General features: G+C 72.6%; 12 protein-coding genes. 4 read left to right on the top strand and 8 right to left on the bottom strand.

The genetic code is table 11. The features are described from left to right. Nucleotides 1-20 precede the first annotated feature (20 nt). The 5 genes from HJG45_RS01685 to HJG45_RS01665 all read right to left on the bottom strand — a co-directional run bounded on the left by HJG45_RS01685 (nt 21) and on the right by HJG45_RS01665 (nt 4,513). Nucleotides 21-443, bottom strand: coding sequence for a cyclic nucleotide-binding/CBS domain-containing protein (locus HJG45_RS01685; RefSeq protein WP_171610331.1), 423 nt, complete (start codon nt 441-443; stop codon nt 21-23). Between the two features lie 103 nt (nt 444-546). After that, nucleotides 547-1,722, bottom strand: a complete 1,176-nt coding sequence (locus HJG45_RS01680; protein ID WP_217362788.1) for an iron-containing alcohol dehydrogenase — start codon at nt 1,720-1,722, stop codon at nt 547-549. Between the two features lie 118 nt (nt 1,723-1,840). Next, complete coding sequence (locus tag HJG45_RS01675; protein ID WP_171610330.1) at nt 1,841-3,022, bottom strand: phytanoyl-CoA dioxygenase family protein; 1,182 nt, start codon at nt 3,020-3,022, stop codon at nt 1,841-1,843. A 256-nt stretch (nt 3,023-3,278) separates the two neighbouring features. After that, nucleotides 3,279-4,106, bottom strand: coding sequence for a (Fe-S)-binding protein (locus HJG45_RS01670; RefSeq protein WP_171610329.1), 828 nt, complete (start codon nt 4,104-4,106; stop codon nt 3,279-3,281). Further along, a complete protein-coding gene (locus HJG45_RS01665; protein WP_171610328.1) occupies nt 4,097-4,513 on the bottom strand; it encodes a 4Fe-4S dicluster domain-containing protein in 417 nt (138 codons plus the stop codon). The genes HJG45_RS01670 and HJG45_RS01665 overlap by 10 nt, the downstream gene beginning before the upstream one ends. A 209-nt stretch (nt 4,514-4,722) precedes the next feature. Here HJG45_RS01665 and HJG45_RS01660 point away from each other — a divergent pair, with 209 nt between their 5' ends. Then, nucleotides 4,723-6,030 (top strand): NtaA/DmoA family FMN-dependent monooxygenase, encoded by a 1,308-nt coding sequence (locus HJG45_RS01660; protein ID WP_171610327.1) that lies wholly within the window; start codon nt 4,723-4,725, stop codon nt 6,028-6,030. A 7-nt stretch (nt 6,031-6,037) separates the two neighbouring features. Here HJG45_RS01660 and nth read toward each other — a convergent pair whose 3' ends face one another. Continuing rightward, nucleotides 6,038-6,820, bottom strand: a complete 783-nt coding sequence (gene nth, locus HJG45_RS01655; RefSeq protein WP_171610326.1) for an endonuclease III — start codon at nt 6,818-6,820, stop codon at nt 6,038-6,040. A 119-nt stretch (nt 6,821-6,939) separates the two neighbouring features. Between nth and HJG45_RS01650 the strand changes: the two genes are divergently transcribed. Next, a complete protein-coding gene (locus tag HJG45_RS01650) occupies nt 6,940-7,611 on the top strand; it encodes a DUF1194 domain-containing protein (protein WP_171610325.1) in 672 nt (223 codons plus the stop codon). Nucleotides 7,612-7,710: 99 nt separating this feature from the next. Continuing rightward, nucleotides 7,711-8,829 carry a 2-aminoethylphosphonate--pyruvate transaminase gene (locus tag HJG45_RS01645; protein WP_171610324.1) on the top strand — a complete coding sequence of 373 codons (1,119 nt, stop codon included), beginning with the start codon at nt 7,711-7,713 and terminating at the stop codon, nt 8,827-8,829. A 194-nt stretch (nt 8,830-9,023) separates the two neighbouring features. On the opposite strand, the gene HJG45_RS01640 is transcribed toward HJG45_RS01645, so the two are convergent. Together HJG45_RS01640 and HJG45_RS01635 are read right to left on the bottom strand one after the other, a co-directional pair. After that, on the bottom strand, nt 9,024-9,674 hold the full coding sequence (locus HJG45_RS01640) for an OmpW family protein (protein ID WP_171610323.1): 651 nt from the start codon (nt 9,672-9,674) through the stop codon (nt 9,024-9,026). A 160-nt stretch (nt 9,675-9,834) separates the two neighbouring features. After that, complete coding sequence (locus tag HJG45_RS01635) at nt 9,835-10,080, bottom strand: DUF1289 domain-containing protein (RefSeq protein WP_171610322.1); 246 nt, start codon at nt 10,078-10,080, stop codon at nt 9,835-9,837. A 96-nt stretch (nt 10,081-10,176) separates the two neighbouring features. Between HJG45_RS01635 and HJG45_RS01630 the strand changes: the two genes are divergently transcribed. Continuing rightward, nucleotides 10,177-11,847, top strand: coding sequence for a formate--tetrahydrofolate ligase (locus tag HJG45_RS01630; protein ID WP_171610321.1), 1,671 nt, complete (start codon nt 10,177-10,179; stop codon nt 11,845-11,847). The last annotated feature ends 275 nt before the right edge of the window (nt 11,848-12,122 follow it).

The raw sequence follows: 12,122 nt of genomic DNA, 5'->3' as shown, positions 1-12,122 counted from the left end.
CGCAGCGGCTTCGTGGGGATCTAGAGCCGTTCCCAGAGCGCCGTCTCCTCCTCGATCCGCGCCTGCTCGGCGCCGAGGAAATCGCCGCGCGAGACGATGCCGACCAGCCGCTCCCCCTCCAGCACGGGGATGTGGCGGAAGCCGCCGTCGCGCATCAGCCGCAGCGCCTCGATGGCGCGGCGATGCGGCGCGCAGCAATGCGGCTGCGGCGTCATCACCGCCTGCAGCCGGGTGGTGGCGGCGTCGCGGCCCTCGGCCAGCACCCGGGCGATGGCGTCGCGGCCGGTGAAGATGCCGAGCAGCCGCCCCGCCTCGTCGGTCACCAGCACGGCGCCGATGCGGTGCTGGCGCATCGCCTGGCAGGCCTCCTGCACGCTCGCCGCCGGCGGCAGCGTCACCGGCTGGCGACGGGTGATCACCTCATGCATGGGGCGGTTGGTCATGCTCTCCTCCCTGCGACCGCGGGCGGCCGCCTGCGGCAGCATCGCGGGCGGCGCCGCCGGCCGCCTTGATCATCCGCAACGCCCAGGGTGCGCCAGGGCGGCCTCACGCGGCGAGGGCCAGGATCTCCCGCACCGCCGCCGGGCCGGCGATCGGCCGCGGGTTGCGCGGCACCCAGGGCGTCGCCATGGCGGCCTCGGCGATGGCGTCGAATTGCGCGGCCCCGATCCCGACATCGGCCAGCCGGCGCGGCATGCCGAGCCCGGCGATCAGCCCCTCCAGCAAGGCGGCCGCCTCGGCCCCCGGCACCCCCATCGCCGCCGCCACCAGCGCCTGCCGCCCGGCATTGACCGGGTGGTTCCAGCGCAGCACCGCCGGCAGCATGAGGCAGGAGGTATGGCCGTGCGGGATGCCATGCGCGGCGCCGAGCACATAGCCGATGCCATGGCTCGCCCCCATCGGCACGCCGGTGGCGAGCGGCGCCATGGAAAGCCAGGCGCCGAGCTGGCAATCGAGCCGCGCCGCGAGGTCGGCGGGATCGGCCTTCACCCGCGGCAGGCCGGCGGCGAGCAGGGCGAGGCCGCGCAGCGCCTGGGCATCGGCGAAGGGATGCGCCTCGCCCGAGCAGATGCCCTCGACGCAATGATCGACGGCGCGGATGCCGGTCGAGAGGAACAGCCATTCCGGCGTGTGCCGGGTGATGGCGGGGTCGAGCACCACCGCCCTCGGGATGATCGCGGGGTGGCGGATCAGCGCCTTCACCCGCGTCGCCTCGTCGGTGACGCCGGCGATGGCGCTGAACTCCCCGGCCGAGAGGGTGGTCGGCACCGCCACCTGGCGGATCGTCGGGGGGCGGCAGCCGGGCGGCGGGCCGAGGCTGCCATCCGCCTGCGCCACCGGCAGCAGCGCCGCGATCGCCTCCGGGCTGCGGATGTCGTTGGCGAGGCAGAGCTGGATCGCCTTGGCGGCATCGGTGACCGAACCGCCGCCGAGGGTGACGATGAGATCGGCCCCCGCCTCCCGCGCCATCTCCGCCGCCGCCACCACGGCGGCGCGCGGGGTGTGCGCCGGCATCCGGTCGCAGACCGCGGCGACCCGGCCGTCGAGGGCGGCGCGGAGCCGGGCGACCTCCTCGGTCTCGCGGTTCAGCGTGCCGCTGACGAGGAGGAAGACGCGGCGGGCGCCGGCGCGCGCCGCGATCTCCGCCACCGCCTCGGCCGCGGGGCGGCCGAAGACCACCTCCTCCATCCGGCTGAAGACGACGCGCCCCTGCTGCGGCATGGCCCGGTCCTCCCGCCTAGACCATGATCCGTTCACTCTGGTTCACGGACCATGGTCGCGGTCGTTGTTTGATCGCGTGAGTCTCGCCTTCGGTGAGTCCGCCTCAGACGATCACGCTCTAGATGGCGAGATCCTTGGTGTTGTAGTCGCGGATCACCCGGTCGAAGACCTCCGGCGTATAGCGGAACTCCTCCTCCAGCCCGGCGAAGGGCTGGTAGCGGAAGGCTGGCTCCTCCGGGCGGGCCTGGTGCCGCGCATCGATCGCCACCTGGATGACGGCGGAGCGGTCGAAGATGCGCTGCGCATCGTAGATGGCGTTGGTGTCGGCGATGGAGAGCGCCGCACGCTGGCCCAGCACCGAGCGCCGGCGGTGGAAGCCGAAGGTGAGCGAGATGCGGATGTCGGGCGAGGAATTGGCGAAGGAGCCGTGCACCGTCTGCCGGTTCACCATCGTCACGTCGCCGGCCTTGCAGACCAGCGGCACCGCGCCCGGGAGCTGCTCGCTGCCGCCATTGGCCGCGACCATGCCCTTGATGTCGGCCTTGCCGCGCTTGTGCGTGCCGGGGATCACCCAGAGGCAATTGGCCGGCGTCGTCGGATAGAGCTGGACCTGGTAGTTGAAGCCGTGGATGCCCTCGTCCCAGGCGGGGTTGTTCCAATGCGTCACCCCGTCCTGGTGCCAGGCGACGGAGCCGCCGAGGCCTGGCTGCTTGACGAAGATGGCGTCGTTGAAGGGCACGAAATCCGGCCCGTTGATCGACTGCGCCGCCGCCAGCAGCTTCGGATGCCCGTAGAGCCGCAGGCCCGAGGGCATCGCCTGGCACATCGCATACATCAGGAAGACCACGTGCTCCGGCGCCCCCGCATCCGGCACCGGCTGCGACATCTGCGCCGGGTGCCGGCCGTTGAGCAGCTGCGTGCCGCCCCACGGATCGCCGAGCGGCTTGCTGAAGCGGTAGGGCAGCCGGGCATAGTCGAGGCCGAGCGCCGGGCGGCCCTGCGCATCGACCTTCGCCTCCGGCCCCACCGGGGCGCGGGCCAGCATCTCTCCCGCATCGGCGCGCAGCGCGGCGACCTCCTCCGCGTCGATTACGCCCTCGAAGATGTAGTAGCCGTGCGTCCAATAGGCGGCCTGGATGTCGGGATGCAGCTGCCCGTCCGCGGTCAGGCGCAGCGGGCCGCGATTGTTGATCTCGGCGGCCAGCGTCTCGCCAGCGGCCTGGTAGGCGGCCATGCCGGCGGCATGCGCGGCGCGGGAGAGGGGTTGCGGCGCCGCCACGGACGCGGCCAGCTGGTTCATGGCGCGGTTTCCTTCCCTGGATTTTGCGGCATGGTCGCCGAGAAGCCCACCGCCCGGCAAGCCGCAATCGGCCCGCGCCGCTGCCTGGTATCCCCGGCTGCGGCAAGGAACGGGCCTCCGCGTCCGCAGCCCCCGCCGGAACCGCCGTCTTCCGTTGCCCTGCCGGGGCTTCGCCTCGGCAGGCTGTGACGGATCAAAGATCAGAGGCGACTCCCGGGGGCCCGCGAAGACGCGGAGCGGCTTCGTGGGGATAGAATCAGGCGGGCGGCGGCCGCCGCAGCTCGGGCTCCACCAGCCGCTCGAAACCCGCCTCGCCGGCGGCGGCAAGGCCCGCCTCGCCCACCGCCGCGCGGGGATCGGCCGCGTTGCGCCAAGCCTTGTAGCCATCCTCGGCCGGCCAGCCTGCCGCCATGGCCAGCAGATGCACCCAGTTGAGCACGCGGATCGGGCGCCCGCGCTCGAGCGTCACCGCATCTCGGTGGCAGCTATGGAAGATGGTGCAGAGCGTGTCGGCGCCGCTCGCCGCCATCGCCTCCAGCGTCGCGCGCTGGGCACGGGCGAGGGCGCCCGGCACGGTGGCGAGGCTCGAGCACATATGCCCCGGCACGGCGAGCGGATGCTCGACCAGCGTCAGCCCCGGCACCAGCGCCAGCAGCCCGGCCACCATGCGGTTCACCGGCACCCGCCCGCCGAAGCCGAGATGCCGGTGCAGCAGCACCCGCGCCGGCACCGGATGCACGAGCAGCGGCCGCAGCGCCGCGCGGCGGGCATGCAGCACCTCGGTGAGGTGCAGCGTCTCGAAATTGCGCGGCATCCCCGGCGCCATCCAGTCCTGCATGTTCATGTGGCAGGAGGGGCACCAGGTGGCGACCTGCGGCGTGCCGCTGGCGTTGAACTTCGCCACCGTGCGCTCGGCCATGCCGCCGCTGATGCGCGCATCCGCCTCCTTCGGCGAGCCGCAGCAGCTCGCCGGGCCGCCGGTCGCCTCGGCCTCGATCCCGACCGCGTCCAGAAGACGCATGGCGAGGCGGATCACCTCGCCATGCCGGGTCATGTTGCAGCCGTACCAGAAGGTCAGAGCCATCGCGTCTGCTCCTCCTCGGTCAGCGTCATGCGGGCGAAGGCCTTCACCCGCGCCGCCCAGCCGGCATCGCCCGGCACCGGGAGGCGCGGCGGCTCGCCCAGCGCGCCTTTCAGCCGCATGCCGGCGAGGCGCAGCATGAGGGCGACGTCGAGCGCCTCGGGGCAGGCGGCGTTGCACTGGCCGCTGCGGGTGCAGGCGCCGACCCAGGCGAGGCCCTCGGGCGAGACCGGCTCGCCACGCAGCGCCGCCCGCATGCCGGCGGCGACAGCCGTCGGCGCGGCAGGAGCGAGGCCGGCGAAATCCGGCATCGGGCAGGCCTCGACGCAGGCGCCGCAGGCGGTGCAGGCCGCGGCGAGCCGCGCGCTCTCCGCCTGGATGCTGGATGCGAGGGGCACCGGGCGCGACATCGCCGCTCCTTCTCGATGAAGCCAGCCTGCGGCAAGGGAGGGGTCCTTCGCAAGTTGTGGCCGATGGGCGCCCCGGATTGCGCGGCCCGGGCGGGCTCCGCATAGTGCGGCGCGAAGGGAAGGATGCCAGGCGGCACGGCCATGCTGGCCACCAGCCGGGGATTGCCCATGCCTAGCCATCGCCGCCTCGCCCGCGAGGCCCGCCGCCGATGAGCGCGCCGCGCCGGATGCATCTCGTCGCCTATCTGAAGACGGGCCCCACCGCGAACCATCCGGGCGCCTGGCGCCATCCGGAAGCGCCGCTCGACGACCTCTTCGCACCCGAGCGCTACGAGCACATCGCGCGGGTGCTGGAGGCGGGGCGCTTCGATGCCTGCTTCTATGCCGACACCTTCGGCATTCCCGACATCCATGGCGGGAATTTCGACGCCTATCTGCGGCTCGGCGGCCAGATCTCCTATATCGACCCGCTCGCCATCCTGCCGGTGATGGCGCGGGTGACGCGGCATCTCGGCCTCGGCGCCACCCTCTCCACCACCTTCTTCCCGCCCTATTACCTGGCGCGCACCCTCGCCTCGCTCGACCTGCTGACGGGCGGGCGCGCCGCCTGGAACGTCGTCACCTCGGCGACCGATCTCGAGGCGCGCAATTTCGGCCTCGACGGCATCCCGCCCAAGCATCTCCGCTACGACCGCGCCGACGAGGTGCTGGAGGCCTGCAACGCGCTCTGGGACTGTTGGGACGAGGATGCGGTCATCGCCGACCGCGAGCGGGGCGTCTTCGTCGACCCGGCGAAGGTGCGCTACGCGGAGTTCGAGGGAAAATGGGTGAAGACCCGCGGCCCGCTCGCCATGCCGCGCACGCCGCAGGTGCGGCCGGTCTTCCTGCAGGCCGGCGCCTCGGAACGCGGCCGGGAATTCGCCGCGCGCTGGGCGGAGATGGTCTTCTGCACCCCGCACAGCAAGGCCGATACCATCGCCTTCCACGACGACATCAAGTCCCGCATGGCGCGCCACGGCCGGACGCTGGAGGCCTGCAAGGTGCTGCCCTCCTTCGCCGTGGTCGTGGCCGAGACCGACGCCATCGCGCAGGAGCGCTACGAGTATTTGCAATCGCTGATCGACCCCGAGGCGCAGCTCATGCTGAACTCCTCCCTGCTTGGCGCCGATCTCTCGCGCCACCGGACGCCGGAGGCGATGGCGGCGGCGCAGGGCAACCAGGGCATCACCGGCTCGGTGGACCGGGTGCTGCAGCTCATGCAGCAGGAGGGGATCAGCTTCGCCGAGGCGGCGACCAAGCCGCGCGGCCTGCTGATCGGCAGCCCCGGGACCGTCGCCGACCAGCTCGAGGACTACTTCACCTCGGGCGCCTGCGACGGCTTCATCATCTGGCCGACGGTCTTCCCGCGCATGTTCGAGGAATTCTGCCGCCTCGTCGTGCCGGAGCTGCAGCGGCGCGGGCTGTTCCGCACCGAGTATCGCGGCGCCACGCTGCGCGACAACCTGCGCAACCCGTGACGCCGCGTCACGGCGGCGGCGCCCCGGTGCGCGCCCGGCCCGTGGGGCAAAGATCGAGCAGCACGCAGCGGGCGCAGGCCGGGTTGCGGAAGAAGCAGCAGCGCTGGCCGTGCCGCATCATGACCTGGTGGTTGTCATAGACCTGCTGCGCGTCCCACGCCTCCGGCAGCAGGGCGAGCAGCCGGGCATGGGACGGGCCGACGGCGCAGCTCGCCGGGATGAGGCCGAGCCGCTGCGCCACCCGGTGGTGGTGGCTGTCGACCGGCAGCGCCCGCCGCCGCAGCGTGCTGAAGGAGAGCACCGCCGCCACCGTCTTCGGCCCGACGCCGGGCAGGGCGGCCAGCCAGGCCTCCGCCTCCGCCGCCGGCAGCGTCGCCAGGTGCGACAGGTCGAGCGCGCCGCGCCGCTCGGTGATGGTCCGCAGCACCCGCTGCAGCGCCGGCGCCTTCGCCTCCGGCCAGGTGACGCCGGCGATCGCCCGTTCCACCTCCGCGACCGGCGCGTCCCGCACCGCCGCCCAGTCGGGGAAGGCGGCGCGCAGGCTCTCATAGGCGCGGTGGCTGTCCCGGTTGCGGGTGCGGTGGGAGAGCAGCGAGGAGACCAGCTCGTCCAGCGGCGCCAGGGCGTGGAAGTAGTCGATCGGGCAGCCGTATTCCCCGCAGAGCCGGCGATGCACGGTGAGGGCGAGCTCGCGCCGGTCCGCATCCGGCGCGGCGGGCGGCGGCGGTGCGGCCCCGAGGCCGGGCAGCGGCGGGGGCGGGGTGGGCGCGACGCGGCGGGGGAGGGGCATCGCCTTCCAACGGGGCCGGCGCCCGCCGGTTCGGTGCGGCCCTCGCGGCGCTCGGCGCCGGTCTATCCCTCGGCGCTCGGCGCTCGGCGCCGGCCCGGCCATGGTCCATGCTGGCGGCGATGCAGCCCGTCGATCTCGCCCTCTGCCTCGCCGTCGATGTCTCGGCCAGCGTCGATTTCGACGAATTCGGCCTGATGATCGGCGGCTATGCCGCGGCCTTCCGCGATCCCGCCCTGGTCGCCGCCTGCACCGCCGGGCCGCGCGGCGCCATCGCCGTGGCCATGCTGTTCTGGTCCGGCACCTGGCCCAGCATGCGGCGGACGGCGGTGCCGGAGCTGGCGGTGCCCTGGATGCGGGTGGCGGGGGCGGAGCCGGCGGAGGCGCTGGCGGCGGCGATCGAGGCGGCGCCGCGCCTGCCGCAGCCCGGCGCGACGGCGCTCGGCGAGGGCATGGCGGCCGGCCTCGCCCTGCTGGCGCGCTGCCCGGCCGAGGCGGCGCGGCTCGTCCTCGATGTCTCGGGCGACGGGCGGCACAACCAGGGGCCGCCGCCCGGCCTGGTGCGCGATGCCGGCGTCGCGGCCGGCGTCACCATCAACGGCCTCGCCGTGCTGAACGAGGAGCCGGACCTGCTGGAGCATTACCGGGCCGAGGTGATCGGCGGGCCGGGCTGCTTCGCCATGGACTGCCCGGACTATGCCGCCTTCGCCGCGGCGATCCGCGCCAAGCTGGGCCGGGAGATCGGCGCGCCGCTGCTGGCCGCGGGGAACATCGCCGGCGCGCCTTCCGTCTGAATGGCCCGGGGCGGGGCCAGGCGTGGCGGGCTATGCATTTTCGCGCCATCTTGCCGGCGCCAGGATGGCCTGGATCGTCGAGAGCCGAGCGGAGTTGCGATGCTGTTGCTCATCCCGGGGCCGGTGCAGACCCGACCCGAAACCCGCGCCGCCATGGCGCAGGACATCGCCCCCTGGGACAACGACTTCCGCCCGGTCTATGCCGGCATCCGCGAGCGGGTGCGGGCCATCGCCGGCGGCCGGGAGGGCGAGCACGCCACCCTGGCGCTGCAGGGCTGCGGGCATTTCACGATGGAGGCGGCGCTCCGCACCTTCATCCCCGCCGGCGGGAAGGTGCTGATCCCGCAGAACGGCGCCTATGCCGACCGCGCGGTGCGGCTGGCAAGCGAGGCTGGGCGACAGGTGGTGGCGTTGGCCGGGCCGGATACGCGGCCGGTGGCGCCGGAGGAGATCGCCGCGGCGCTCGCCGCCGATCCCGCCATCTCGCATGTGGCGATGATCCACAATGAGACGGGCAGCGGCATCGTCAACGATCCGGAGGCGATCGGGCCGGTGGTGCGCGCGGCCGGGCGGCGGCTGATCCTCGATTCCGTCTCCGGCTTCGGTGCGCTGCCCTTCTGCCTCGCCGACCATCCGGAATGCGATGCGGTGATCTTCACCAGCGGCAAATGCCTCGAGGGGCTGCCAGGCATCGGCTTCGCGGTGGCGCGGATCGAGAGCCTTCTCGCGGCGGCGGGCAATGCCGGCTCCTGGGCCTTCGACCTCGCCGATGTCTACCAGCACGCGCTGCGGGCCGGCTGGGGCAGCTTCCGCTTCACCCCGCCGGTGCAGGCGCTCGCCGCCTTCGCCGTGGCGCTCGACCTCTACGCCGCCGAGGGCGGGCAGCCGGCGCGGCTCGCCCGCTACCGCGAGACCATGCGGGTGCTCTATGAGGGGGTGCGCGGCCTCGGCCTCTCGCCCTATCTGGAATGGCGGCACCAGGGGCCGGTGATCGTCACCATCCACCAGCCCGCCGACCCGGCTTTCGCGCTGCAGCCCTTCGTCGATGCGCTGAAGCGCCGCGGGGTGCTGATCAGCAATTTCTGGAACACCCGCACGCCCACCTTCCGCATCGGCTGCATCGGCGCCATCACGCCGGACGACATGCGCCGCGCGGTGGCGGCGATCGGCGAAGCGCTCGACGAACTGGGCGTCAAGGAGCGCGTCCCGGCCCTCTGAGCCCCCACCCGTTGCCCTGCCGAGGCTTCGCCTCGGCAGGCTGTGACGCGCCTCGGATCAGGAGCGAATCCCGGGGCCCCCGCGGCGTCGCGCAGCGACGTCGTGGGGATGAAGGCGTCCCCGCGGCGTCGCGCAGCGACGTCGTGGGGATGAAGGCGTCCCCGCGGCGTCGCGCAGCGACGTCGTGGGGGATGCTAGAACCGGTACCGCACGCTGGCCCCGACCACCCAGGGCTCCAGGTTGGCGCGCGCCGTCACCGTGCCGGAGTTCAGGCTGACATCGGTCCGCAGCATGATCTTCTTGGCATCGACATTGAGCAGCCAGTTCGGCGCCAGCTCGTAATCCAGGCCGACATTCATCGCGAAGGCCGGGCTGTTGTCGATCCGCACCCGCGAGACCGGCGCCGTCTTGTCGCCGCCATAGCCATAGAAGAAGGTCCAGTTCAGGCCGGCGCCGACATAGGGGCTGAACCGTGCCGCCGGGAAGGGGTGGATCTGCGCCGTCAGGGTTGGCGGCAGCACCCAGACATGGCCGAGCTTCACGTCGCCAAGCGCCGTGCCCTTGGCGCTCACGTCATGCTGCGTGGTGGCGGCGATCAGGTTCAGCGACAGCATCGGCGAGAGGAAGTAGGTGAAGTCGAGCTGGGCCGTCGCGGCATTGCTTGCCTCCGGCGTGCCGCCGATGCTGGTCGAGCCGCCGTTGTTCGGCAGCACGCCGATGGCGCCGAGGCCGATGAGGAAATCCCCCGCCTGCTTGCCGCGGGGCGCCGTCTGCGCCGCGGCGCCGGTCGCGACGGCGGCGCTCAGGGCCAGGGCGCCCGCCAGAAGTCCAAAGCTCTTGCGCATGTCTCTCAATCCATCCAGGGCAGCAAAGCCGCCACGGAGGGGCATAGGCGCCCGCGCCCGGCCTGGATTTGCGACGGATCAACCGCCCCGCGGATGCGGCTCGCCCCGCCTCGGCGTGGCATTCCGGCCACAGGGGCAGGGGAGGGACAGAGGTGCCGCCCTAACCCACCGGGTCGGGCGTAGCTGCTTCCTGCCTGTGCTTCTTCTTTTTCTTGCCCGCCGCCTTGCCGGTGACCTCCCCGGCCATCGCGAGCTCGGCCAGCCGGCCCGGGAGCACGGCGCGGATCTCCGGCCGGCGCTCCTTCTCCTTCTTCCAGTGCTTCTTGTCCTTGCGGGTCATGCCGCAGCCGAGGCACCAGCCGGTGGCCTCGTCATAGCGGCAGACATCGATGCAGGGGCTGGCCATGCCTGCCAGAAGCCACAGGGCCCGTCCGGTTGCAAGGGCGCCTTGCCCCCATGGCACGGGGGCGATAAGCGCGAGGGCCCGACCGGGAGGATTGCGATGGCCACCGACCTCGAGATCGCGCGCGCCGCGACCCTGCAACCGATCGCCGAGATCGCCGCCCGCGCCGGCATCCCCGAGACGGCGCTGATCCCCCATGGCCGGACCAAGGCGAAGATCGACTTCGACTTCATCGCCGCCCAGGCGGCGCGGCCTCGGGGCAAGCTGGTCCTCGTCACCGGCATCAGCCCCACCGCGGCGGGGGAGGGCAAGACCACCACCACCATCGGCCTCGGCGATGCGCTGAACGCGCTCGGCACCCGGACCATGATCTGCCTGCGCGAGCCCTCGCTCGGCCCCTGCTTCGGGGTGAAGGGCGGGGCAACCGGCGGCGGCCGGGCGCAGGTGGCGCCGATGGAGGAGATCAACCTCCACTTCACCGGCGACTTCCACGCCATCACCAGCGCCAACAACCTGCTCTCGGCGATGGTCGACAACCATCTCTACTGGGGCAACGGGCTCGGCCTCGACCCGCGCCGCGTCACCTGGCGGCGCGCCATGGACATGAACGACCGCAACCTGCGCAACCTGGTGCTCGGCCTCGGCGGCGCGGCCCAGGGCGTGCCGCGGGAGGACGGGTTCGACATCACGGTGGCGAGCGAGGTGATGGCGATCTTCTGCCTCGCCCGCGACCTCGCCGACCTGCAGGCGCGGCTCGGCCGCATCATCATCGGCCAGACGCGCGATGGGCGCAGCATCACCGCCCACGACGTGAAGGCGGACGGCGCCATGGCGGCGCTGCTGCGGGACGCGCTGCAGCCGAACCTGGTGCAGACGCTGGAGGGCTCGCCGGCCCTCGTGCATGGCGGCCCCTTCGCCAATATCGCGCATGGCTGCAACAGCGTCATGGCGACGACGCTCGGCCTCGGCCTCGCCGATGTGGTGGTGACCGAGGCCGGCTTCGGCGCCGATCTCGGCGCCGAGAAGTTCCTCGACATCAAATGCCCAAGCGCCGGCCTGGCGCCCGATCTCGCCGTCGTGGTCGCGACCGTGCGGGCGCTGAAGATGCATGGTGGCGTGGCGAAATCGGCGCTCGGTGCCGAGGACGTGGCGGCCGTCGAGCGCGGCGTGGTGAATCTCGAGCGGCATGTCGAGAACATGCGGAAATTCGGCCTGCCGGTGCTGGTGGCGCTGAACCACTTCACCTCGGATACCGAGGCGGAGATCGAGGCGGTGCGGCACGCCATGGCGCGCATCGGCGCCGAGGCGGTCCTCTGCACGCATTGGGGCGATGGGGCGGCGGGCGCGGCCGAGCTGGCGCGGCGGGCGCGGCAGCTGCTCGAGGAGGGGCATGCGAAATACCGCCCGCTCTACGCGCCCGAGCTGCCGCTGGCCGAGAAGCTGCGCACCATCGCGCGCGAGATATACCACGCCGCCGAGGTGCAAATCCCGCCCGCCATCGCCACGCGCCTCGCCCGCTTCGAGGAGATGGGCTTCGGCCATGTGCCGGTCTGCGTGGCGAAGACGCAGTACAGCTTCAGCGCCGATGCCGGCCGCATGGGCGCGCCCTCGGGCCATGTGCTGCCGGTGCGCGAGGTGCGGCTTTCCGCCGGGGCGGGCTTCGTCGTCGCGGTCTGCGGCGACATCATGACCATGCCAGGCCTGCCGCGGCACCCGGCGGCGGAAGGGATCGGCCTCGATTCGGCCGGACGGATCGAGGGGCTGTTCTGACGCGGCGGTGCAGCTCTTGCGAAAGTATTCTGCGTCTTGCGCGCGTTATGGTTGTGAAACGCCGGGTTGTGCGCCGGATGCGTAGCGCCTGTGTCAGGGGATCGCGCGACGCGATGCGCAGGGGTTCCGGTTTCCCCGGTGCGGCCGCTGCCGTTTTCGCAGAGTGATGACCGCCCCACGGAAGCGTGCACCGCAATAAAGCCGGTCACACGCAAGGGTGTGCCGATCGTTACGCAATGCGCCTCAGTCATCGGATAATCTCGCTTCCGACGAGA

The organism is Roseicella sp. DB1501 (assembly GCF_013112485.1).
Classification (GTDB): domain Bacteria; phylum Pseudomonadota; class Alphaproteobacteria; order Acetobacterales; family Acetobacteraceae; genus Paracraurococcus.
This window is presented reverse-complemented; position numbering and strand designations above follow the sequence as displayed.

Bases quoted from the DNA above. Each gene is read 5' to 3' on its own strand.
- HJG45_RS01685 (WP_171610331.1), bottom strand. From the start codon at position 443: ATGACCAACCGCCCCATGCATGAGGTGATCACCCGTCGCCAGCCGGTG.
- HJG45_RS01680 (WP_217362788.1), bottom strand. From the start codon at position 1,722: ATGCCGCAGCAGGGGCGCGTCGTCTTCAGCCGGATGGAGGAGGTGGTC.
- HJG45_RS01675 (WP_171610330.1), bottom strand. From the start codon at position 3,022: ATGAACCAGCTGGCCGCGTCCGTGGCGGCGCCGCAACCCCTCTCCCGC.
- HJG45_RS01670 (WP_171610329.1), bottom strand. From the start codon at position 4,106: ATGGCTCTGACCTTCTGGTACGGCTGCAACATGACCCGGCATGGCGAG.
- HJG45_RS01665 (WP_171610328.1), bottom strand. From the start codon at position 4,513: ATGTCGCGCCCGGTGCCCCTCGCATCCAGCATCCAGGCGGAGAGCGCG.
- HJG45_RS01660 (WP_171610327.1), top strand. From the start codon at position 4,723: ATGAGCGCGCCGCGCCGGATGCATCTCGTCGCCTATCTGAAGACGGGC.
- nth (WP_171610326.1), bottom strand. From the start codon at position 6,820: ATGCCCCTCCCCCGCCGCGTCGCGCCCACCCCGCCCCCGCCGCTGCCC.
- HJG45_RS01650 (WP_171610325.1), top strand. From the start codon at position 6,940: ATGCAGCCCGTCGATCTCGCCCTCTGCCTCGCCGTCGATGTCTCGGCC.
- HJG45_RS01645 (WP_171610324.1), top strand. From the start codon at position 7,711: ATGCTGTTGCTCATCCCGGGGCCGGTGCAGACCCGACCCGAAACCCGC.
- HJG45_RS01640 (WP_171610323.1), bottom strand. From the start codon at position 9,674: ATGCGCAAGAGCTTTGGACTTCTGGCGGGCGCCCTGGCCCTGAGCGCC.
- HJG45_RS01635 (WP_171610322.1), bottom strand. From the start codon at position 10,080: ATGGCCAGCCCCTGCATCGATGTCTGCCGCTATGACGAGGCCACCGGC.
- HJG45_RS01630 (WP_171610321.1), top strand. From the start codon at position 10,177: ATGGCCACCGACCTCGAGATCGCGCGCGCCGCGACCCTGCAACCGATC.